Annotated in this window: 23 protein-coding genes; 14 read left to right on the forward strand and 9 right to left on the reverse strand. The window is 71.1% G+C overall.

The features are described from left to right. Positions 1-9: 9 nt before the first annotated feature. Positions 10-183 carry a hypothetical protein gene (locus LL648_RS20025; protein ID WP_232664144.1) on the reverse strand — a complete coding sequence of 58 codons (174 nt, stop codon included), beginning with the start codon at positions 181-183 and terminating at the stop codon, positions 10-12. A 35-nt stretch (positions 184-218) separates the two neighbouring features. Between LL648_RS20025 and LL648_RS20030 the strand changes: the two genes are divergently transcribed. Both LL648_RS20030 and LL648_RS20035 read left to right on the forward strand, forming a co-directional pair. Next, entirely contained in the window at positions 219-584 is a 366-nt protein-coding gene (locus tag LL648_RS20030) for a DUF2237 family protein (protein ID WP_232664145.1), read from the forward strand. Further along, complete coding sequence (locus tag LL648_RS20035) at positions 581-967, forward strand: hypothetical protein (protein ID WP_232664146.1); 387 nt, start codon at positions 581-583, stop codon at positions 965-967. The genes LL648_RS20030 and LL648_RS20035 overlap by 4 nt, the downstream gene beginning before the upstream one ends. An 84-nt stretch (positions 968-1,051) precedes the next feature. Here the strand turns inward: LL648_RS20035 and LL648_RS20040 are convergent, their stop codons facing one another. Beyond that, positions 1,052-2,182, reverse strand: coding sequence for an MFS transporter (locus tag LL648_RS20040; protein WP_255685999.1), 1,131 nt, complete (start codon positions 2,180-2,182; stop codon positions 1,052-1,054). Beyond that, entirely contained in the window at positions 2,179-3,069 is an 891-nt protein-coding gene (locus LL648_RS20045) for a PAC2 family protein (protein WP_232664148.1), read from the reverse strand. Before LL648_RS20045 ends, LL648_RS20040 begins: the two co-directional genes overlap by 4 nt. 115 nt (positions 3,070-3,184) lie before the next feature. Between LL648_RS20045 and metH the strand changes: the two genes are divergently transcribed. The 4 genes from metH to hisG all read left to right on the forward strand — a co-directional run bounded on the left by metH (position 3,185) and on the right by hisG (position 8,967). Then, positions 3,185-6,748: a methionine synthase gene (metH, locus tag LL648_RS20050; protein WP_232664149.1), complete on the forward strand. Its 3,564-nt coding sequence runs from the start codon at positions 3,185-3,187 to the stop codon at positions 6,746-6,748. Beyond that, positions 6,738-7,472 (forward strand): HAD family hydrolase, encoded by a 735-nt coding sequence (locus tag LL648_RS20055; protein WP_255685993.1) that lies wholly within the window; start codon positions 6,738-6,740, stop codon positions 7,470-7,472. Before metH ends, LL648_RS20055 begins: the two co-directional genes overlap by 11 nt. Before the next feature lie 301 nt (positions 7,473-7,773). Next, entirely contained in the window at positions 7,774-8,037 is a 264-nt protein-coding gene (locus LL648_RS20060; RefSeq protein ID WP_232664151.1) for a phosphoribosyl-ATP diphosphatase, read from the forward strand. 30 nt (positions 8,038-8,067) lie between these two features. Next, the gene (gene hisG / locus LL648_RS20065; RefSeq protein WP_232664152.1) at positions 8,068-8,967 is read left to right on the forward strand and encodes an ATP phosphoribosyltransferase; all 900 of its coding nucleotides are present in this window, start codon (positions 8,068-8,070) and stop codon (positions 8,965-8,967) included. Positions 8,968-9,078: 111 nt separating this feature from the next. Here the strand turns inward: hisG and LL648_RS20070 are convergent, their stop codons facing one another. Then, entirely contained in the window at positions 9,079-9,975 is an 897-nt protein-coding gene (locus LL648_RS20070) for a RecB family exonuclease (RefSeq protein WP_232664153.1), read from the reverse strand. Between the two features lie 57 nt (positions 9,976-10,032). On the opposite strand from LL648_RS20070, the gene LL648_RS20075 reads away from it, so the two are divergent. The 3 genes from LL648_RS20075 (at position 10,033) to arc (ending at position 13,473) form a co-directional block, all read left to right on the forward strand. Next, positions 10,033-10,584: a hypothetical protein gene (locus LL648_RS20075; RefSeq protein WP_232664154.1), complete on the forward strand. Its 552-nt coding sequence runs from the start codon at positions 10,033-10,035 to the stop codon at positions 10,582-10,584. 68 nt (positions 10,585-10,652) lie between these two features. Continuing rightward, a complete protein-coding gene (locus LL648_RS20080; protein ID WP_232664155.1) occupies positions 10,653-11,489 on the forward strand; it encodes a tRNA (adenine-N1)-methyltransferase in 837 nt (278 codons plus the stop codon). Positions 11,490-11,661: 172 nt separating this feature from the next. After that, a complete protein-coding gene (arc, locus tag LL648_RS20085) occupies positions 11,662-13,473 on the forward strand; it encodes a proteasome ATPase (RefSeq protein WP_374112081.1) in 1,812 nt (603 codons plus the stop codon). A gap of 484 nt (positions 13,474-13,957) precedes the next feature. On the opposite strand, the gene LL648_RS20090 is transcribed toward arc, so the two are convergent. Further along, positions 13,958-14,692 (reverse strand): MerR family transcriptional regulator, encoded by a 735-nt coding sequence (locus LL648_RS20090; protein WP_232664156.1) that lies wholly within the window; start codon positions 14,690-14,692, stop codon positions 13,958-13,960. A gap of 94 nt (positions 14,693-14,786) precedes the next feature. On the opposite strand from LL648_RS20090, the gene LL648_RS20095 reads away from it, so the two are divergent. Both LL648_RS20095 and LL648_RS20100 read left to right on the forward strand, forming a co-directional pair. Further along, the gene (locus LL648_RS20095) at positions 14,787-15,581 is read left to right on the forward strand and encodes a hypothetical protein (protein ID WP_232664157.1); all 795 of its coding nucleotides are present in this window, start codon (positions 14,787-14,789) and stop codon (positions 15,579-15,581) included. After that, on the forward strand, positions 15,547-16,131 hold the full coding sequence (locus LL648_RS20100) for a TetR/AcrR family transcriptional regulator (protein WP_232664158.1): 585 nt from the start codon (positions 15,547-15,549) through the stop codon (positions 16,129-16,131). Before LL648_RS20095 ends, LL648_RS20100 begins: the two co-directional genes overlap by 35 nt. A 27-nt stretch (positions 16,132-16,158) precedes the next feature. Here LL648_RS20100 and LL648_RS20105 read toward each other — a convergent pair whose 3' ends face one another. Continuing rightward, complete coding sequence (locus LL648_RS20105; protein ID WP_232664159.1) at positions 16,159-16,761, reverse strand: GNAT family N-acetyltransferase; 603 nt, start codon at positions 16,759-16,761, stop codon at positions 16,159-16,161. A 69-nt stretch (positions 16,762-16,830) separates the two neighbouring features. Between LL648_RS20105 and LL648_RS20110 the strand changes: the two genes are divergently transcribed. After that, positions 16,831-17,232 (forward strand): VOC family protein, encoded by a 402-nt coding sequence (locus LL648_RS20110; protein ID WP_232664160.1) that lies wholly within the window; start codon positions 16,831-16,833, stop codon positions 17,230-17,232. Here LL648_RS20110 and LL648_RS20115 read toward each other — a convergent pair. Beyond that, positions 17,169-17,927, reverse strand: a complete 759-nt coding sequence (locus LL648_RS20115; RefSeq protein ID WP_232664161.1) for an AraC family transcriptional regulator — start codon at positions 17,925-17,927, stop codon at positions 17,169-17,171. The two genes, LL648_RS20110 and LL648_RS20115, sit on opposite strands and share 64 nt — an antisense overlap. Positions 17,928-18,406: 479 nt before the next feature. Continuing rightward, positions 18,407-18,964, reverse strand: coding sequence for a YceI family protein (locus LL648_RS20120; RefSeq protein WP_232664162.1), 558 nt, complete (start codon positions 18,962-18,964; stop codon positions 18,407-18,409). A gap of 98 nt (positions 18,965-19,062) precedes the next feature. Here LL648_RS20120 and LL648_RS20125 point away from each other — a divergent pair, with 98 nt between their 5' ends. Both LL648_RS20125 and LL648_RS20130 read left to right on the forward strand, forming a co-directional pair. Continuing rightward, positions 19,063-19,578 carry a MarR family winged helix-turn-helix transcriptional regulator gene (locus tag LL648_RS20125; RefSeq protein ID WP_232664163.1) on the forward strand — a complete coding sequence of 172 codons (516 nt, stop codon included), beginning with the start codon at positions 19,063-19,065 and terminating at the stop codon, positions 19,576-19,578. A 77-nt stretch (positions 19,579-19,655) separates the two neighbouring features. Further along, entirely contained in the window at positions 19,656-20,792 is a 1,137-nt protein-coding gene (locus LL648_RS20130) for an esterase-like activity of phytase family protein (RefSeq protein ID WP_232664164.1), read from the forward strand. Here the strand turns inward: LL648_RS20130 and LL648_RS20135 are convergent. After that, positions 20,770-21,300, reverse strand: coding sequence for an NUDIX domain-containing protein (locus LL648_RS20135; protein ID WP_232664165.1), 531 nt, complete (start codon positions 21,298-21,300; stop codon positions 20,770-20,772). The genes LL648_RS20130 and LL648_RS20135 overlap by 23 nt on opposite strands. Positions 21,301-21,357 lie beyond the last annotated feature (57 nt).

Raw genomic sequence — 21,357 nt, forward strand, 5'->3', positions numbered from 1 at the left:
TCCCCGGGGTCAGTCCGGTGGCTCCGTCGCGCCCGCGTCCTCCTCGACGTCCTCGTTCCGCGGCTTCGGGTCGCCCTCGGCGTCCTTGCTGTCGGAATCGTCGCCCGGCAGCGGGATGTCGAGGTCGAGGTCGGGGACGCCGGGCGGGCGGGGCGGCTCGGGATCGAGGGCGCGTTCTGTCATGCGGTCGGACTACCCGTTCTGGTTGGGTGGACCACATGGCGCGCAACGTGCTGGGCGGCGAGCTGCAGACCTGCAGCACCGACCCGCTGACCGGCTTCTACCGCAACGGCTGCTGCGACACGGGCGGTGAGGACACCGGCGTGCACACCGTTTGCGCGCAGGTGGACGCGCAGTTCCTCGCCTTCAGCGCGGCGGCGGGCAACGACCTGTCGACGCCGCGGCCGGAGTACGGCTTCGCGGGCCTGCAGCCCGGCGACCGCTGGTGCCTGTGCGCCGACAGGTGGGTCGAGGCGAACGAGGCCGGCGTCGCGCCGCCCGTCGTGCTGGAGGCCACCCACGCGCGGACCTTGGAGTGGGTCGACGTCGCAGAGCTGCGCAAGCACGCCGTGGAGCCGCGGTGATCTCGGTCGAGCTGGCGCTGCGGCTGAAGGCTGCGGGACTGACCTGGACGCCCGCGTCCGGCGACCGGTTCGTGATCGCCAACCGCGGCATGGACACCGAGGTGTTCGTCGTCAGCGAGCTCACCATCGACGTCCACGAGGCGCCGACCGGGCGGCTGATCCGCTTCAACGGCACCACCGAGTGGGCGCTCGACAGCGTCGAGCAGGACGCCGCGGTCTGGCTGCCGCACGAGAGCCAGCTGCGCGAGGCGCTCGGTGAGCGGTTCCGGCTGCTGGAACCCGTGGGCGACGGCCACGCGGTGGTGCTGACCGACGGCTCCCGCCACGTCGACACCGACGCCGAACGCGCCTACGCGAGAGCGGTGCTGGCCGCCCTCGCCTGACGGCCGCCCAAATCTCCCCACCGTTTTGTGCACCTGCGCGCCCCACAGGCGCGCAAGTGCACAAAACGGTGGGGAAGTTCGGGGTCAGTTCCGGTCGCGGGGGAGCGCGACCGGGATGAGGGTGGCCATCAGGGCGGCCGGGATCAGGAAGCCGGCTAACGGGTCGGCGTGGTAGATCGGGGTCACCGCGACCGGGCTGAGCGCGCTGCCGCCGAATCGGACGGCCTGCACCACCGACATCGAGCCGCCCGTGTTGCCGGCGGGGGAGCGCAGCACGAGCGTGTTCACCCCGACCAGCACGAGCTGCGTGGCGACGCCGGCGGTCGTCCAGATCACCGCGATCATCCAGACGTCGGGCGCAAGCCCGGCACCGGCGACGGCGAGCGCGCCGATGACCGTCCCGAGCAGGACGCTGCGCCGCGGCCCGACCGTGTCGATCCGCCCGCCGACCATCCGCGCGGTGAGCAGCCCGGCGACGCCCATCCCGGTCAGCACGAGGCCGCGGGTGCCGGCGCCGACGTCGAACTGCTCCTCCAGCCGCAGCGCGACGAGGAACGCCAACCCGGTCAGGCACCCGGCGCCCAGCGCGGAGACCACCCCGATGCGCAGCACCTCCGGTCGCATCGCCGTGCGCAGCGACGGCCGTCCGCTCGGCGCAGCACCGGCCGGGATGCCGACGACCGCGAGCCCGACCCCGACGAGCGCGACGGCGATGAACGCCGCCCGCCACTCCACCTCGGCGGCGAGCCCGCCGAGCAGCGGCGCGCTGGTCTGCCCCGCGGCCTGCAGCGAGCCGAACCAGCCCAGCGCCCGCCCGAGCCGCTCCGGCCGGGTGGCCGCGGCGAGCGCGGCCAGCAGCAGCGGCGTGGTGAACGCGTTGGCCACACCCTGCACCGCGCGTGCGGCGACGAACAGCGTCAACGTCGGGGCGAGCACGCACGCCACCGACGCGACGACGTACAGCACGTAGCCGGCGATGACCGTGCGCCGCCGCCCCCAGCGTTCCCCGAGCGTCCCGGAGACCAGCTGGACCGCCGCGAACGGCAAGAGGTAGGCGGTGATGCTCAGCGACGCCGTCGCGGGCGTCACCGCGAACGAGACGCCCAGCTCCGGCAGCATCGCGACGGTGATCCCGCCGCCGAACGGGCCGAGGAACGCTCCTGCGTAGACGCCGAGCCGGGCGAAGCGCTCCCGGGTGCCTTCCGTCGTGCTCAGCTGCCTGCGCCGCCCGAGCCACGTCGGCGCAGGTAGCGCTCGAAATCGGCGGCGATCGCGTCGCCGTCGGCCTCCGGCACGTCGGCGTCGGCAGCGTCGATGGCGGCCTGCTCCTCCAGCTGCCGGACGTACTCGCGCACCTCGTCGTCGGCCTCGGCCATCTCCGAGACGGTGCGCTCCCACTCCTCGGCCTGCTCGGGCAGCCCGCCGAGCGGCACCTCGACGTCGAGGACCTCCTCGATGCGGTGCAGCAGCGCGACGGCGGCCTTGGGCACGCGCGCCTGCGAGACGTAATGCGGCACCGACGCCCAGAACGACACGGCCGGGATGCCCGCCGCGACGCACTCGTTCTGGAAGACCCCGACGATCCCGGTGGCGCCTTCGTACGTCGAGAGCTCCACGCGCAGCTCGCTCGCCGATTCCTTGTCGTAGGCGATCCCGCTGACCGGTGTGGGCCGCGTGTGCGGGGTGTCGGTCAGCAGCGCGCCCAAAGAGATGACCTTGGTCACGCCCAGCCGCTCGATGTGGCCGAGCAGCTCTCGGCAGAAGCTGCGCCAGCGCAGGTTGGGCTCGATCCCGTTGACGAGCACGACGTGGCGCTCGGTGCCGGGGAGGGTCGCCACCGACAGCCGGGTGGTCTGCCACTCGATCCGGCGGGTCACGCCGTCGGAGAGGCGCACGTGCGGGCGCGTGACCTGGAAGTCGTAGTACTCCTCGGGGTCGATCGACGCGAGCGGCGTGGCGTCCCAGCTCAGCTCGAGGTGCTCCAGCGCGGTGCTGGCGGCCTCGCCCGCGTCGTTCCACCCCTCGAAGGCGGCGATCATCACCGGGTCGACGAGGCGGGGTGAAGGGTGCTCCGCTCCGGGGTCCGGCGTGCGATCGGTCATCGGACCAGACTACGGCCCGCGGCACCGCGGAGTGCGACGGCACGGCGGGCGAGGCCGATGCACGACTACCGTGTGGGGTCGGGATCCCGCCCGCAGCCGACCGGAAAAGGACACTATGCAGCCGCATGCGTTCGACACCACGTTCATGGACACTCTCGCCGAACGGGTCGTCATAGCCGACGGTGCTATGGGCACCATGTTGCAAGCCGCCGACCTGGGCCTCGACGACTTCGCCGGCCTCGAAGGCTGCAACGAGATCCTCAACGACACCCGCCCCGACGTCGTGCGCCACATCCACCGCGCCTACTTCGAGGCCGGCGCCGACGCCGTCGAGACCAACACGTTCGGGGCGAACCTGCCCAACCTCGCCGACTACGACATCGCCGACCGGATCGAGGAGCTCGCGTTCAAGGGCGCGCAGCTGGCGCGCGAGGTCGCCGACGAGATGGCGACGAGCGACCGGCCGCGCTACGTGCTCGGCTCGGTCGGGCCCGGCACGAAGCTGCCGACGCTGGGCCACGCGAGCTTCGCCTCGCTGCGCGACGCCTACCAGGAGTGCGGGCGCGGGCTGCTCGCCGGCGGCGCCGACGCGATCATCATCGAGACCTGCCAGGACCTGCTCCAGGTCAAGGCCGCCGTGCTGGGCGTCAAGCGGGCGATGGTCGAGGAGGGTCGGCGCATCCCGGTCATCACGCAGGTCGCGATGGAGACGACGGGCACGATGCTGCTCGGTTCCGAGATCGGCGCCGCGCTGACCGCGCTGGAACCGCTCGGCATCGACCTGATCGGCCTCAACTGCTCGACCGGCCCCGCCGAGATGAGCGAGCACCTGCGCACGCTGTCCAAGCACTCGCGCATCCCGCTCTCGGTGATGCCGAACGCCGGGCTGCCCGTGCTCGGGCCGAACGGCGCGGAGTACCCGCTCGACCCCGACGGGCTCGCCGAGGCGCTCAAGGTGTTCGTCCGCGACTACGGCATGTCGCTCATCGGCGGCTGCTGCGGCAGCACGCCCGCGCACATCACGGCGATCACCGAGGCGGTGCGCGACCTCCCGCCGCGCACTCGGACGCCACGCCCCGAGCCGGGCCTGTCCTCGCTGTACGCGTCGGTGCCGTTCCGGCAGGACACGTCGGTGCTGATGATCGGTGAGCGGACCAACGCCAACGGCTCGAAGAAGTTCCGCGACGCGATGCTCGAGCAGGACTGGGAGGCGTGCGTCGGGATCGCGCGCGACCAGACCCGCGAGGGCGCGCACCTGATCGACCTGTGCGTCGACTACGTCGGGCGCGACGGCGTCGCCGACATGGCCGAGCTGGCCGGGCGCCTCGCGACGGCCTCGACGCTGCCGGTGATGCTCGACTCCACCGAGCCCGCGGTGATCAAGGCGGGGCTGGAGCGCCTCGGCGGCCGCTCGATCATCAACTCCGTCAACTACGAGGACGGCGACGGGCCCGGCTCGCGCTTCCAGGTGGCGATGGAGCTGGTCCGCGAGCACGGCGCGGCCGTCGTCGCGCTCTGCATCGACGAGGAGGGCCAGGCCCGCACCGCCGAGTGGAAGGTGCGGGTGGCCGACCGGCTCATCCGCGACCTCACCACCAACCACGGCATGCACATCGAGGACATCGTCGTCGACACCCTGACATTCCCGATCACCACCGGGCAGGAGGAGGTGCGTCGCGACGCGATCGAGACGATCGAGGCGATCCGCGAGCTGAAGCGCCGCTTCCCCGACGTGCAGACCACGCTCGGCGTCTCCAACATCTCGTTCGGCCTCAACGCCGCCGCGCGGCAGGTGCTGAACTCGGTGTTCCTGCACGAGTGCGTGAACGCGGGGCTCGACACCGCGATCGTGAGCGCCGCGAAGATCCTCCCGATGTCGAAGATCCCCGACGAGCAGCGCTCGGTCGCGCTCGACCTGGTCTACGACCGCCGCCGCGAGGGCTACGACCCGCTCAACAAGTTCATGGAGCTCTTCGAGGGCGTCTCGGCGTCGTCGGCGCGCGCGACCCGCGCGGAGGAGCTGGCCGGGCTCCCGTTGTTCGAGCGGCTGGAGCGGCGGATCATCGACGGCGAGCGCGAGGGCCTGGGCGCCGACCTCGACGAGGCGTTGGAGTCCCGACCCGCCCTGGAGATCATCAACGACACGCTGCTCTCGGGCATGAAGACCGTCGGCGAGCTCTTCGGCTCCGGCCAGATGCAGCTGCCGTTCGTGCTGGCCAGCGCTGAGGTGATGAAGACCGCGGTGGCGCACCTCGAACCGCATATGGAGAAGGCCGACACCGAGGGCAAGGGCACGATCGTGCTGGCCACGGTGAAGGGCGACGTCCACGACATCGGCAAGAACCTCGTCGACATCATCCTGACCAACAACGGCTACACGGTGGTCAACCTGGGCATCAAGCAGCCCATCTCGACGATCCTCTCGGCGGTGGAGGAGCACAACGCGCACGCCGTCGGGATGTCCGGGCTGCTGGTCAAGTCCACGGTGATCATGAAGGAGAACCTGCAGGAGATGAACGCCCGCGGGGTCGCGCAGCGCGTCCCCGTCCTGCTCGGTGGCGCCGCGCTCACCCGCTCCTACGTCGAGAACGACCTCTCGGAGGTCTACGAGGGCCGGGTCGCGTACGCGCGTGACGCCTTCGAGGGCTTGCGGCTGATGGACGCGACCATGGCGCGCGTCCGCGGCGAGGCACCGGAGGTCGACCCCGAGGAGGAGGCGAAGAAGGCCGAGCGCAAGGCCCGCCACGAACGCTCGCAGCGGGTGGCCGCGAAGCGCAAGGCGGCCGAGGCCGAGGTCGCGGGGCCGATCCCGGACCGTTCGGACGTCACGATCGACAACCCGCTGCCGACGCCGCCGTTCTGGGGCACCCGGGTGGTCAAGGGTGTGGCGCTGGCGGAGTACTCCGGCATGATCGACGAGCGGGCGCTGTTCCTCGGGCAGTGGGGGCTGCGGGGCGCGAAGGGTGGCAGCGGCCCGACCTACGAGGAGCTGCTGGAGACCGAGGGCCGGCCGCGGCTGCGGTACTGGTTGGAGCGCCTCGCGACCGACGGCATCCTCGCGCACGCCGCCGTCGTCTACGGCTACTTCCCCGCGGTGTCGGAGGGCGACGCGCTGGTGGTGCTGGACGACGTGCGGCCCGACGCGCTGGAGCGCTACCGGCTGGAGTTCCCGCGCCAGCGTCGCGACCGGCACTTGTGCCTGGCCGACTTCTGGCGGCCGCGCAAGGTCGCGGTGGAGCGCGGCGAGGTGGACGTGCTGCCGCTGCACCTGGTCACGATGGGGCAGCCGATCGCCGACTACGCGAACGAGCTGTTCGCGAAGGACGCCTACCGCGACTACCTCGAGGTGCACGGGCTCGGTGTGCAGCTGACCGAGGCGCTCGCGGAGTACTGGCACCGGCGGATCCGCGAGGAGCTGACCTGGTCGAGCGGTGCCACCCTCGCGGAGGAGGACCCGGCCGACGTCGAGGAGTTCTTCAAGCTCGGCTACCGCGGTGCTCGCTACTCGCTGGGTTACGGCGCCTGCCCGAACCTGGAGGACCGCACGAAGCTGATCGACCTGCTGCAGCCGGGCCGCATCGGTGTCGAGCTGTCGGAGGAGTTGCAGCTGCACCCCGAGCAGTCCACCGACGCGATGGTGGCCCACCACCCGGAGGCGAAGTACTTCAATGCCGGCTGAGGAACGCTTGTCGGTTCCGAACATCGACGCTGATCTTGATGCGGCACCTCCTGCCGCGGTGCTTTGGGACATGGACGGCACGCTCGTCGACTCGGAGAAGGTCTGGACGGTCTCGCTGCACGAGACGGCCGCGTGGCTGGGTGGTGAGCTGAGCGTCGCGGCGCGCGAGGACATGATCGGTTCGAACATGTCCAGGACGTTGACGATCATGTTCGACGATCTGGGGCTGCCGCACGACCCCGACCGGATGGCGGGCGCCGAGCGCTTCATGAACGAGCGCACGGAGCGGCTCTTCGCGCAGGGGCTGGAGTGGCGGCCGGGTGCGTTGGAGGCGTTGCGGATGGTGCGCGCGGCGGGCTGGCGCAACGCGTTGGTCACCAACACGGAGCGGTTCCTCACCGAGATGGCGCTCGACGGGATCGGGCGCGAGCACTTCGCCGTGACCGTCTGCGGCGACGAGGTGGAGCACCCGAAGCCGGCCGCCGACCCGTACCTGCGGGCGGCCGCGCTGCTCGGCGTCGACGCGGCGGAGTGCTTGGCCGTCGAGGACTCGCCGACGGGGTCGCTCGCGGCGCAGCGGGCCGGCGCCGCCGTGCTCGTCGTGCCGTGCGACATCCCCGTGCCGGCCGGGCCCGGTCGGGTGCTGCGGGAGTCGCTCGTGGGGCTGACCCCCACCGACATCCGGCAGGCCTACCGGCTGGTTACGGGGGAGCGGGCGGCTTGATCCCATGGGAATGATCTTCATGGAGTGATCATTGCCACACCGCCGTCGTGCGAAACGGGTTGGGTTGCCGGTGCTCGGGTGTGGGACCTTTCGTCCCGGCTGGACGGCCTCTCGCGGCGGTTCACGGCGTACTCCAGCCGTGTGCCGTACGCCGCGGGACGCCATCCGGCGCAGCTCAGGCACCGGGCGCAGCAGCAGCGGCACGTCGTTGTGCCGCAGCGTGCACGCCATATGACACTGAGAGATGACGCGAGCGGCGACGCTCGAAGGAAGACACCTTGCTGGTGAGGGAGACGTGCACGTGAAGACTTTCGATCAGCTGTTCGAGGAGCTGACCGAACGCGCCACCACGCGGCCGGAGGGCTCCGGCACCGTCGCGGCGCTCGACGCAGGGGTGCACGCGCAGGGCAAGAAGGTGCTCGAAGAGGCCGGTGAGGTGTGGCTGGCGGCCGAGCACGAGGGCGACGACGCACTCGCCGAGGAGATCTCCCAGCTGCTCTACCGCGTCCAGGTGCTCATGCTGGGTCGCGGCATCACGCTCGACAACGTGTACAAGTACCTCTGAGACACCCGAAAGACCGAGGAGAGAGCTCCCATGCTCCGCATCGCACTTCCCAACAAGGGCACGCTGGCCGACCCGGCCGCGACGATGATGCGGGAGGCGGGCTATCGGCAGCGTTCCGACTCCCGTGACCTGAGCATGCTCGACGAGGAGAACGAGATCGAGTTCTTCTACCTTCGGCCCAAGGACATCGCGACCTACGTCGGTTCCGGCGACCTGCACCTGGGCATCACGGGCGCCGACCTCATGGACGAGTCGGGCAGCCAGGTCAAGCGGGTGATCGAGCTCGGGTTCGGCGCGTCGAAGTTCCGCTTCGCGGCGCCCGCGGCCGGGATCGACGGCCGGGAGTGGAAGCTCGAGGACCTCGAGGGCAAGAAGATCGCGACGTCCTACCCGCGGCTGGTCCGCGCGCACCTCGCGCGCAGCCGCGTGAAGGCCGACATCATCAAGCTCGACGGCGCCGTCGAGATCTCGGTGCAGCTCGGGCTCGCCGACGCCATCGCCGACGTCGTCTCGTCGGGCCGCACGCTGCGCCAGCACAGCCTCGCGCCGTTCGGCGACGCGATCGCCGAGTCGCAGGCCACGCTCATCGAGCGCGAGGAGCGTCCCGACCGGCTCGTCCCGGCCGAGATCAAGGCCGAGATGAAGGTGTTCACCGCGCGGCTGCAGGGTGTGGTCTACGCCCGCCAGTACGTCATGGTCGACTACGACTGCCCCGAGGACGTGCTCGACGAGGCGAAGCGGATCACCCCCGGCATGCAGGCGCCCACCGTCGCGCCGCTGTCGGAGAAGGGCTGGTTCGGCGTCCGGTCGATGGTGCGCAAGCAGACCGCCAACAAGGTCATGGACGACCTCGCCGGGCTCGGCGCCCGCGCCATCCTGATCTCCGAGATCCGCTCCTGCCGCGCCGTCGACGGCTCCTTCGCCTCCTGACGGGGTGTCCCCGGTAGAGCCGGGGGAGGGCAGGAAAGCCACTTTCCGGCCCTCACAGGGCAGGAAAGTGGCTTTCCTGCCCTTGCGTGCGGAACGCACGCATCCTGGCCCTCAGCCGGCGCGGTCGACCGGTGTCTCGTCACCGGTCGGCTCCTGCGGCCATCCCGGGTAGGGCGGTGGGGTGCCTTCCCACGACGGGCAGAACGCCTTGTGGCTGCAGAACTCGCACATGCGGCTCGGGTTGGACCGGAAGTCGCCGGTCTCGCCCGCCGTGCGGATGGCGGCCCAGATCGCCTCGAGCGTGCGCTCGAAGCGGCGCAGCTCCGCCTCCTCCGGCTCGTAGGTGAGCGACTCGGAATCTGCGAGGTAGAGCAGCCGCAGCTGGGCGGGTACGACCCCGCGCAGCTGCAGCATCGCGAGCGCGTAGAACTTCATCTGGAACAGCGCCCTGGTCTCCGCGACCGGCCGCGGCGCGGCCCCGGTCTTGTAATCGACGATCCGCAGCTCGCCGGTGGGCGCGACGTCGACCCGGTCGATGTAGCCGCGCAGCAGCAGGCCCGAGGCCAGCTCCGTCTCGACGAGCAGCTCGCGGGCCTCCGGCTCGAGCCGGCGCGGGTCCTCCAGCGCGAAGTACGTCTCGAGCAGCGAACCCGCCGACTCCAGCCACGCCGGCAGCTCCGGGTCGTCGGCGCCGCTGAACAGCGCCTCGACCAGCTCGGGATCCTGCTCGCACAGCTGCGCCCACGTCGGATCGACCATCGCCTTGGCGGCGGCCGGCACCCGCTCGGCCGCCGGGAGGTCGAACAGCCGCTCCAGCACGGCGTGCACCAGGGTGCCGCGGATCTGGGCGCGGCCCGGCCGTTCGGGCAGCTTGTCGATCGCGCGGAACCGGTAGAGCAGCGGGCACTGCTTGAAGTCGCCGGCCCGCGACGGCGAGAGCGCGGGACGGCGGCGGCGCGGCTCCTCGTCGAGCTCGTCGATCTTCTCCGCCACCCGTGCCTCGTTCACACCTTCGAGCGTAGGGGTGGGCACCGACGGAACCCGGCGCCCCCGTAGGTTCTCGCCATGACACGGACCTTCCGCGTGCTGGCGGCACCCCGGGTGCTCGCCTGCGCGCTGGCCGCCGGGATCGCGCTCGCGCTCGCCGGCTGCGGGGGAGAAGCGCCACCGCAGGCGCCCGCTCCCGCGCCGGCCCCGAGCGCGGCGGCGACCACCGCGGCGGCCCCGACCGGCCCGTCCGCCACCGGTGCCGCCGGCGACCAGGACGTCGTGCGCACGACCGTCACCGAGTACAACGCCTCGCTGCTGGCCAGGGACTTCCCGAAGGCGTGCACGCTCAACGCGCCCGAGACCAACGAGGGCCTGATCAACACACTGAAGGCGCGAGGCGTCCAGGTGACGTCCTGCGTCGAGGCGTTCCAGGCGATCTTCGCCGTGCCCGGCACCCCCGAGACCATCGACGAGATCGCCCGCACGACGAAGATCTCCGCGGTGAGGGTCGAGGGCGACCAGGCGTTCGTGACGTTCACCGCGTCCACCCAAGGGCAGACGAAGACCAACGTCGCCGGCCTGCGCAAGGTCGACGGCCAGTGGCGGATGCTCCCGGTGCAGCAGTGACGGACCAAGCAGTGACGGAACAGGCAGTGGAAGAGCTGGTGGAACAGAAAGACCCCGCAAGCAGCTCGATGCGTGCCCGTGGCGGCCCGTTCCGGGCGGGCGACCGCGTACAGCTGACCGACCCCAAGGGCCGCCATTACACGGTGACCCTGCAGGCGGGCGCCGAGTACCACACCCACCGCGGCGGGCTGCGTCACGACGACCTGATCGGCAAGCCGGAGGGCAGCCTCGTCGTATCCCCGACGGGCACGCCGTACCTCGCGCTGCGCCCGCGGCTGGCCGACTACGTCCTGTCGATGCCGCGCGGGGCGCAGGTGATCTACCCGAAGGACGCCGCGCAGATCCTGATGTGGGGTGACATCTTCCCCGGGGCGCGGGTGCTGGAGGCGGGCGCCGGTTCGGGGGCGCTGACGTGCTCGCTGCTGCAGGCCGTCGGGCCCACCGGGAGCGTCCTGTCCTACGAGGTGCGCGACGACCACGCCGAACACGCCGAGCGCAACGTCCGACTTTTCTACGGCGACACGCCACCCAACTGGACCTTGAAAGTCGCCGATCTCCATACTCACGATCCGGCCGCCGAGCAGGTCGACAGGGTCGTCCTCGATATGCTCGCGCCGTGGGAGCACCTCGCGACGGTGGCTGCCGCGCTCATCCCGGGCGGGATCTTCGTGGGCTACGTCGCGACGACGACACAGCTGTCGCGGCTCGTCGAGGATCTGCGCGAGCAGCAGTGCTGGACCGAGCCGCAAGCATGGGAATGCCTGGTCAGGCCGTGGCACGTGGTCGGTTTGGCGGTGCGGCCGGATCACCGGATGCAGGGCCACACGGCCTTCCTGGTGACCGCGAGACGCCTAGCAGAGGGTGTTGTTCCGCCACGTCCGCAGCGCCGACCGACGAGCCGGTGACGTCGTCCGGCCCAGCACCGCATCGCGTCCGCGTGGTCAACTGTGACGCAGCACCGAACTCGGTGGAGCGTCAAGGTGCCGTCCGGTTGAGTGGTGGATCACCGGTTCGCCGCACGGCCACTGTCGGACCGGCCAGGTACCGTATGGAAACGGAACACGGAGGGAGGTTGCCGTGAACCCCTACGACGGTCCCGGCAGGCGTGAACCAGGTGATCGCGGGGAGCTGACCCCCGCGGAGGCCGCAGCGCAGATCCGCTTCCTCGAGGAAGAGGTTGCCCTTCTCCGCCGCAAGCTCACCGAGTCGCCGCGGCATGCACGTGTACTGGAGCAGCGTCTCGCCGAGTCGGCCAGCCGGCTCGCGCAGCTCTCCGCCCGCAACGAGAAGCTCACCGAGACGCTCAAGGAGGCCCGCGGCCAGCTGGTCGCGCTCCGCGAGGAGGTCGACCGGCTCGCCCAGCCGCCCAGCGGCTACGGCGTGTTCCTGGCGAGCTTCCCCGACGAGACCGTCGACGTCTTCACCTCGGGTCGGCGCATGCGGGTCGCCGTCTCGCCGGCGGTGGAGATCGCGGAGCTCAACAGCGGCCAGACGGTGCGCCTCAACGAGGCGCTCACGGTCGTCGAGGCGGGCGACTACGAGCGGGTCGGCGAGGTCTGCGCCTTGCGAGAGGTGCTCTCCGACCCGTTGGACGGTCTGGCCGGCCGTGCGCTCGTCGTCGGGCACGCCGACGAGGAGCGGGTGGTGTGGCTCGCCGAGCCGCTCATCGCCGGCCCGGAGAAGCCCGACGTCGTGCCGCTCAAGCCGGGCGATTCGCTGCTCGTCGACACCAAGGCCGGTTACGCCTACGAGCGCGTCCCGAAGGCGGAGGTCGAGGACCTCGTGCTGGAGGAGGTGCCCGATGTCGACTACTCCGACATCGGCGGCCTGTTCCGGCAGATCGAGCAGATCCGCGATGCCGTGGAGCTGCCGTTCCTGCACGCCGAGCTGTTCAAGGAGTACGAGCTGCGCCCGCCGAAGGGTGTGCTGCTCTACGGCCCGCCCGGCTGCGGCAAGACGCTCATCGCGAAGGCGGTCGCCAACTCGCTGGCGAAGAAGGTCGCCGCGGTCCGGGGGGACAACCCCGACGAGGGCCGCGCGTTCTTCCTCAACATCAAGGGCCCGGAGCTGCTCAACAAGTTCGTCGGCGAGACCGAGCGGCACATCCGGTTGATCTTCCAGCGGGCCCGGGAGAAGGCCTCGGCCGGCACTCCGGTCATCGTGTTCTTCGACGAGATGGACTCGATCTTCCGCACCCGCGGGTCGGGCGTCTCGTCCGACGTCGAGACCACGATCGTGCCGCAGCTCCTCGCCGAGATCGATGGTGTCGAGGGCCTGGAGAACGTCATCGTCATCGGCGCCTCCAACCGCGAGGACATGATCGACCCGGCGATCCTGCGTCCGGGCCGGCTCGACGTGAAGATCAAGATCGAGCGTCCCGACGCCGAGGCGGCGCAGGACATCTTCTCGAAGTACCTCACGCCGACCCTGCCGATCCACACCGACGACATCGCGGAGTTCGCCGGCAACCGCAGCGCCTGCATCGACGCGATGATCCAGCGGGTCGTCGAGCGGATGTACGACGAGACGGAGGAGAACCGGTTCCTGGAGGTCACCTACGCCAACGGCGACAAGGAGACGCTTTACTTCAAGGACTTCAACTCCGGCGCGATGATCCAGAACATCGTCGACAGGTCGAAGAAGACCGCGATCAAGGCGGTGCTCGAGACGGGCCAGCCGGGCCTGCGCGTGCAGCACCTCCTCGACGCGATCGTCGACGAGTTCGCCGAGAACGAGGACCTGCCCAACACCACCAACCCCGACGACTGGGCGCGCATCTCCGGCAAGAAGGGCGAGCGGATCGTCTACATCCGCACGCTCGTCACCGGCAAGAACGCCGAGCCGGGCCGGGCGATCGACACAGCGTCCAACACGGGCCAGTACCTGTAGCCGGCAGATCCCGGAGCCGCTGTCCTGCGACGTGAGTTGCAGGACAGCGCTGCCGGGCACGCGTGGCCGCGGAGTGCCAGGAAAGCCACTTTTCTGGCACCACCTCTGGTTCGACGTTGCACAGCGTCGACACACGTTGCACATGGCCGGCCATGTGCAACGCACACCCACGGTGTGCAACGTCGACCCCACCCGGTCGCACGGGCTGGCCGGGGTCGCCTCATGGAACCCTGTGGTTGATCAACAGGGCTGCGTGACGACCACGGTTCCATGTGGCGGACGGGCGCACGGTCGGCCACCTGCCCCGGGTGCGTGTGGAGGGCAGGAAAGCCACTTTCCGGCCCTCCGGGGGTGCCACCTTCCTGGGTAGTCCAGGTTGGTCACGGGGGTTGCCAGGAAAGTGGCTTTCCTGGCGCCACAGGACAGGAAAGTGGCTTTCCTGGCACCCCGGCGGGGCCCCTGCGGGCTGGGTGTCACCGGTGGGTCAGGCCTGGTAGAGCCACACCCAGTTGCCGCTGGGGTCGCGGACGGCGGAGCAGCGGGGCATGCCCTCGGGCTCGTGCGGCTCGAACAGCTCCGACCCGCCCGCCTGCACCGCGCGGGCGTGCACGGCGTCGAGGTCGTCGACGAGCAGGCCGAACGTCGAGCTGCCCGGCTGGTCCATGTCGGCGGGATCGTCGATGAAGTGCATCAGGAAGAAGTCGTCGCGGCCGTAGGTGCCGAAGATGAGGCCGTGGTACTCGGTGTCCTCGGCGCGCCGGGTCACCTCGTACCGGCAGCCGAAGGCGTCCTGGTAGAAGCGCGCGGCGCTCGCCGCGTCCTTGACCGCGAGCTTGATCTGCACCGGCCTGCAGCCGACCTGCACGACGCTCTCCACGGAGACTCCCTTCTCGATGTAGCGGGCCACGTTGCCGAGCTGCACGTCCAGCTCGGTGCGCTGGATCTCCAGCCGGTGGCGGTGCCGCTCCAGCACGGCACGCGCGTCGTCCGCGGTGGCGGCGAGCACGTCCACGATGTCGTCGATCGCGAGGCCGAGACAGCGCAGGGACCGGATGAGCCGTGCCGTCGCGACCTGCTCGCGCCGGTAGCGGCGGTACCGCGACACGTCGTCGACGGTGTCCGGGCGCAGCAGGCCCACCTCGTCGTAGTGCCGCAACGTGTGCACCGACAGCCCGGAGATCCGGGCGAAGTGCCCGATGCTCAACTGTGCCTCGTCCACAGGCACACGATGGACCCTCGGGCTACCCGAAGGTCAAGCAGAGGTCGTACGGCGCGCTTGCTCCGACAATGTTAATGCCTCTAACATTGTCGGGGTGAGCGGTGTGGTGGTGCGTAGGACCGCGAGGATCGTGCATCTGTTCCTCGGCGCGGCTCTTGCCGTGGTGATCTATGTCCCGGCCGGTTGGACGGAGGCGTTGCGGTTGGCGTTGGCGACGATCGGGGTCCCGTTGCTGGTCGTGACGGGTGTGACACTGTGGCAGCAGACATGGTTGCGTCGTGTGCTCGGTCGCGTCGAGCTGCTCGCGCTGCTCACCGGTTCGGTGGGGCTCGCGGTGTTGGGGCAGATCCTGGTGCAGCGCACCTTCGCCGGCGTGCGGCATCCGGTCACGCTCGCCGAGGCGAACCTCGGCTTCGACGCCGAGACCGTCCGCGGCCACTACCGAGTGCTCGCTGCGCAGGGCACGCTCGACCGGATGGTCGCCACGGAGCTGGTCGACGTCATCTGGTCGGTCGGACTCGCAGCGAGCCTGACCATGATCGTGTTGACCGCAGCCGCGCTGCTGCGCCACCGGAACCCGGCCGGATCGCGCCGGCTGCGGCGGATGGCGCCGTTGATGGCGCTCGCGCCCGCGTGCGACGTCGTCGAGAACAGCGTCTCGCTGGTGATGCTGTCGGACCCGTTCGGATTCCCCGAGGTCCTCGCGCCACTGCACGCCGGGTTCTCGGTGGCCAAGCTCACGTTCGCCGCCGCGTCGGCCACGCTGGCCCCGGTCTACGCCATCGTCCTCGCTGCGCGAGGGCCGAACCCATGGGGATTGGCCCGATCGGCGAAGAGGGTGAACGATGGCCGCGATGGCGAAGTCCTCGTATCACCACGGAGCGCTTGAGTCAGCGCTGATCGATGCCGCGCTCGTGCTCATCGAGGAGGAAGGCGTCGACGGCTTCAGCTTGGCTGCGGCCTCGCGACGCGCCGGTGTCAGCGTCGCGGCCCCCTACCGGCACTTCGCCAACCGGCGGGAGCTGCTCAACGCCGTGGCCCAACGCGGATTCGCCGAGCTCGGCGAGCGGCTGCGCGCCGTGCGCGCAGATGGTGGCGACGAGGTGGGGCTGCTGCTCGAGCAGGGCCTGGCCTATGTCCGTTTCGCTGTGGAGAAGCCGGCGCTGTTCCGCGTCGTGTTCGACTCCCGCGGGCGGGACCCGCAGAGCACCGTCGGTCCGGCGGCGCTGGCCGTGCTCGGGGAGACGCTGGGTCGGCTCGAAGCCGCGGGCCGGCTCCGGGTCTCGCTGGACACCGCGATGCGGCTGTGCTGGGCGACCGTGCACGGCGTCGCGATGCTCACGATCGACGGGATGCGCACCTTCGCCGAGGAGGACTCCGAGACCCTCCGCCGGCACATCCTGTCGCCGATGCTGGCCGGCGGGGTCGTCCGTCCCTGAGCTCGTCTCGCCGCCGGTGCCGGCAGGTCAGCGCTGGTCGGAAGCAAGCCGGGCGCGCAGGCCGTCGCGGACGGCCGGCCACTCGTCACGCAGGATGCTGAAGACGACCGAGTCGCGGAACGTGCCGTCGGCGCGCCGCACGTGCCGGCGAAGCACCCCCTCGCGCTGCGCGCCGAGCTTGGCGATGGCGGCCTGCGAGCGGAGGTTGAGCGCGTCGGTCTGGATCTTGACGCGACCCATGCCGCAGTCGTCGAACGCGTGGGCGAGCAGCAGGAGCTTCGACTCCGGGTTCACCGCGGTGCCCCACCAGCGTGAGCCGTAGAGGGTCGAGCCGATGTGGGTGCGCTCGTTCGTCACGTCGACGTCCATGAGCGACGACGTCCCGACCACGGTCCCGTCGGACACCAACCGGATGGTGTACGGGATCCGGCCGGGCGCCCGCAGCCGCTCGACGTGGTGCACGAGCGTCTCCTCGACGTCGGCGGGCGGGCCGTGCATGACGTAGCCCTGCTCGTAGACGGCCGGGTCGGCGAACAGCGGGAAGAGCGCCTCGGCGTCGGCGGGGACGAGCGGGTCGAGCCGGACCGTCGAGCCGATCAGCGGCCGTCCGTCGGGTGGGAGAGCGGGCATGGGGATCACCCTAAGCGGGTGTCCGATCCGTTCACGACACGCTCCGCCCGCGGTCCTAGCGTTGCCGGCATGGCTATCGAGGCACGTTTGGACGCGGTAGGGATCATCGTGGCGGACATGGGGAAGGCGCTGGCCTTCTACCGCCTGCTCGGGGCGCCGGTGCCCGCCGGTGCGGAGCACGCGCCGCACGTCGAGGTCGTGTTCCCGAGCGGGATGCGGCTGCTCTTCGACACGGAGGCGGTGGTCCGGTCGTTCCACGCCGGCTGGGAGCCGCCGACGGGTGCGGGCCGGCTGGGGCTGGCGTTCGCGGTCGACTCGCCGGCCGACGTCGACGCGCTGCACGCCGAGGCGACCGCGGACGGCTACCGGAGCGAGCTGGACCCGTTCGACGCGCCCTGGGGCCAGCGCTACGCGACGCTGCTCGATCCCGACGGCAACGGCGTCGACCTGTTCGCGCCCCTGCCCAGCTGAGCACCCAGCTGGCCGGGCGCGACACCGGCGAGCTGCCGCACCTCGCGGGAGAGGTGCGGCTGGTCGGCGTAGCCGGCGCCGGCTGCCACCTCGGCGGCCGGCACGCCGGCCTGCAGGAGCTGCAGCGCGGTGCGGAAGCGCAGCACCCTGCGCAGCACGGCGGGTCCGTAGCCGAACGCCGCCAGGCAGCGGCGGTGCAGGGAGCGGGTGGTCCAGCCGAGGTCGTCGGCGATGCCCGCGGCCGAGCGGCCGGCGGCCGTGCCGGCGAGCACGATCTTCAGCGCGGGTTCGGGGAACGACCCCGGCAGCGCCCGCGTGAGCGCGGCCAGCGCCCCGAGCGGCTCTGCGCCGCCCTCGATGCGTGCGACGACCTCCGCCGCGAGCCGCGGGTGCAGCTCGGCGAGCGGGGCCCGCGCGTTGCGCAGCTCGGCGGCCGGGACGCCCAGCAGCGCCGGCAGCCGCCCCGGCGCGAACCGCAGCCCGGCGCTGCGCACGCCCGGCTCGCGAAGGACCGGGTGCGGCGCGGTGTCGGGCCCCGCGACCAGCAGGTCGCGCCCGTTCCACACGAGATCCATGCAGGCGTCGGGAAGGACGTCCTTCACCACGGGTGATGCCGCCGCGGCGACCTCCGCCCGCCAACCGCACTCGACCAGCCCGCGCAACGGCGCCGGCGGTGGGAGCTCGCGGTAGGACATGCGTCGACCGTAACGCCGGGTACCGACAGCCCGCTGGGCCCGGACGTCAGGAAAGTCCGCCATGACCCTCCGGGCCGCCACGAGGGATGTGAATCCGTGCTGGGCGCGGCCCGGCCCGCCGGGCGGTCGGGAGTGCCTTGCGCACGCATCCGCGGGGACGTGCTGGGGTTGGGGTGTGTGCGTTGCGCACGCGAGGGCAGGAAAGCCACTTTCAGGCCCTGTGAGGGCAGGAAAGTGGCTTTCCTGCCCTCCACCTGCATCCCGGGGCAGGTGGCCGACCGCTCGTCGTGGGACCGGGTGGGGTCGACGTTGCATACCGTGGGTGTGCGTTGCACATGGCCGGCCATGAGCAAGGTGTGTCGACGGTGTGCAACGTCGACCCAGGGCTAGCGGCGATTCACCTGACAGCCACTTTCATGCAACGTGGTTGCATGAAAGTGGCTTTCCTGACCCCACGCCGGAGGCGTGGGGAGGGGCGCTCAGGACTGGCGCAGCACGCCTTCGATCTCCAGGTTGATCTGGATCTTCTCACCGACCACCACACCGCCGCCGTCGAGCGGCATCGCGATGTCGACGCCGTAGTCGTTGCGGTTGATCGAGGTCGCGGCGGAGAAGCCGGCGCGGGTGCCGCCGTAGGCGTCCGGGCCGAAGCCGTTGACCTCGAGCTCCAGCGAGACGGGGCGGGTGACGCCCTTGATGGTCAGGTCGCCGTCGAGGAAGAGGTCGCCGCCGTCCTCGCGGACGGCCGAGGAGCGGAACGTCCACGTCGGGTGCGTCTCGACCTCGAAGAAGTCGGCCGAGCGGATGTGGTTGTCGCGCTGGTCGTTGCCGGTGGTGATCGAGGTGGCGTCGATCTCGGCGCTGACCTCGGATCCGGTGATGTCCTCGCCGGTGACGATCGAGCCGGTGAACGTGGCGAACCGGCCGCGTACCTTGCTGACCATCATGTGGCGCACCGTGAAGGAGACGTCGGAGTGCACCGGGTCGATGTCCCAGGTACCTGCAACGTATCCGGGGATCTTGGTCGCCGTGGTCATGTGAGCCTCCGTGAGGGGGAGTTATTTGAACTCTCAGTTGTTGAGAGTGACGCTACCTCAAACGTGTTGAGGGCTCAACTATTCCTAGGGGCACGTCCATGACCCGATGGCTCGACGATGACGAGCAACACACGTGGCGCGGCTTCCTCGCCGTGAACCGGATGCTGTTCGAGCGGCTGGAGCGCCAGCTGCAGACCGGCGCCGGTATGCCGCACGCCTACTACGAGATCCTCGTTCGCCTCTCCGAGACGCCCGGCCGGACGCTGCGGATGAGCGAGCTGGCGACCAACGCGCACTCCTCGCGCAGCAGGTTGAGCCACGCCGTGGCCCGCCTGGAGGAGATGGGCTGGGTGCGCCGCAAGCCGTGCGCGTCCGATCGGCGCGGCGCGCTGGCCGAGCTCACAGACGAGGGGATGGCCGCGCTGGTCGCGGCCGCGCCCGGGCACGTCGAGGAGGTGCGCGCGCAGCTGTTCGACGCGCTGAGCGCAGAGCAGGTGGCGGCGCTGGGGGAGATCTACGACACAGTGCTGGCTCATATGGCGCTGTCCCATATGGCGCCCTCTCGCACAGCTGGGCCCCACATGACGCCGGCGGAGACCAACGCCGGAGCCTGATCGCCGCAGTCATGATCGCCTTACTGCGGACACCGCACGGTCACCTCGCCGTCACCCCGGCCGGGTGGGATGCGCCCATGCACGCACGCGCCAGGCTCGCGGCCGCCGCCGCACTCGGGCTCATCCTGCTGACCGCCCAGCCCGCGGCCGCGGGCGAGCACCACATCACCGTGGGCTTCCTGGGCGAGCACCGCATCCCGCCGGGGACGACGTTCAACGGCACGACCGTCGGCGGCTTCTCCGGCCTCGACCGCGACGGCGACACCTGGTTCGTCGTGAGCGACGACCGCTCCGCGCTGCAGCCGGCCCGCTTCTACACCGCGGCGCTGCGCTTCGACGGCCCCGCCGGGCACCTGAGCGGGGTGGAGCTGACCGGCACGCACCCGTTCCGGCGCGCCGACGGCTCCACGTACCCGGCGCTGAAGGGCGGCGACGGCACGACGCCCGACCCCGAGGACATCCGCGTCGACCCGCAGACCCACGAGCTCGCCTGGAGCCAGGAGGGCGAGCGGATCGTCCCGACCGACGGCACGCCCCCGACCCTGATCGACCCGGGCGTGCGGTTCGCGACGCGCGACGGCGCGTTCGTCCGCGACCTGCCGCTCGCCCCCGAGCAGAAGCCGAGCGCGCAGGAGCACGGCATCCGGCAGAATCTCGGGCCCGAGGGCCTCACGTTCGCCGAGGGCGGCGACCTCGTCGTGACGGCCGTTGAGGGTCCGTTGCTGCAGGACGGCCCGGTGCCGACGCGCACCGCCGGCGCGCTCTCGCGGATCGTCTTGCAGTCGCGGGCCGGGGACGTCCGGGCGCAGTACGTCTACCAGCAGGAACCGCTGTTCGCCGACCCCGTGCCCGCCGACAAGCTCGCCAGCACCGGGGTCACCGCGATCCTCGCGATCGACGCGGACGACCCGTCGCGGTTCCTGGTGCTGGAGCGCTCGTTCGTCACGGGTGTCGGCAACAAGGTGCGCCTCTACGAGATCGACACCTTCGGCGCTACCGACGTGAGCGCGACCGGGACGCTCGAGGGAGCGAAGCCGGTGCGCAAGCACCTCGTCGCCGACATCGGCGACCTGCCCGTCGCGTCCGTCGACAACATCGAGGGGATGGCCTGGGGCCCGGACCGGCCCGACGGCACGCAGACGCTCGTGCTGGTCAGCGACGACAACTTCAGCGAGACGCAGGTCACCCAGTTCATCGCGCTCGACGTGCGCTGAACCAGCGCTCGATCCCGGCCCTTCCGTCGGGGACGAACGGGTGACCCTCCGGGTCGTCGAGCCATCCGCGCAGGTCGTCGAGCGTCACCCAGCCGCCCCACGCGATCTCCTCCGGCTGGTGGCGCACCGGCCCGTCCCAGCGGGCCTCGTAGGTGAACATGTGGCAGCGCACGCCGTCGCCCTCGAACGCGAAGCGCTCGATCGGGGTGAGCGGCACCTCGACGCCCAGCTCCTCGGACAGCTCGCGGACCGCCGCGGTGTCGGGTGGCTCGCCGGGGCCGATGACCCCACCCGCCCAGCAGTCGTACCGGCTCGGCCAGATCAGCTTGCCCGGCGTGCGCCGGTGGACGTAGACGCGCTCGCCGTCGCCGCTGCGCAGCAGGACACCGGTGGCGCCGTGCCAGATGCCCTCGCGGTAGACGACCCCGCGCGGCGCCACACCGGTCACCGCACCGGCGGCGTCGAACACGGCAACCGGCTCGTCCCCCGGCCTGGCAGGAAGCTGCACGGCCCCCATCCTGCCCCTCCGCCGGGGACACGCGGATAGGCTCGTGCCATGAGCGTG

It is taken from the genome of Pseudonocardia sp. TRM90224 (assembly GCF_021245725.1).
Classification (GTDB): domain Bacteria; phylum Actinomycetota; class Actinomycetes; order Mycobacteriales; family Pseudonocardiaceae; genus Pseudonocardia.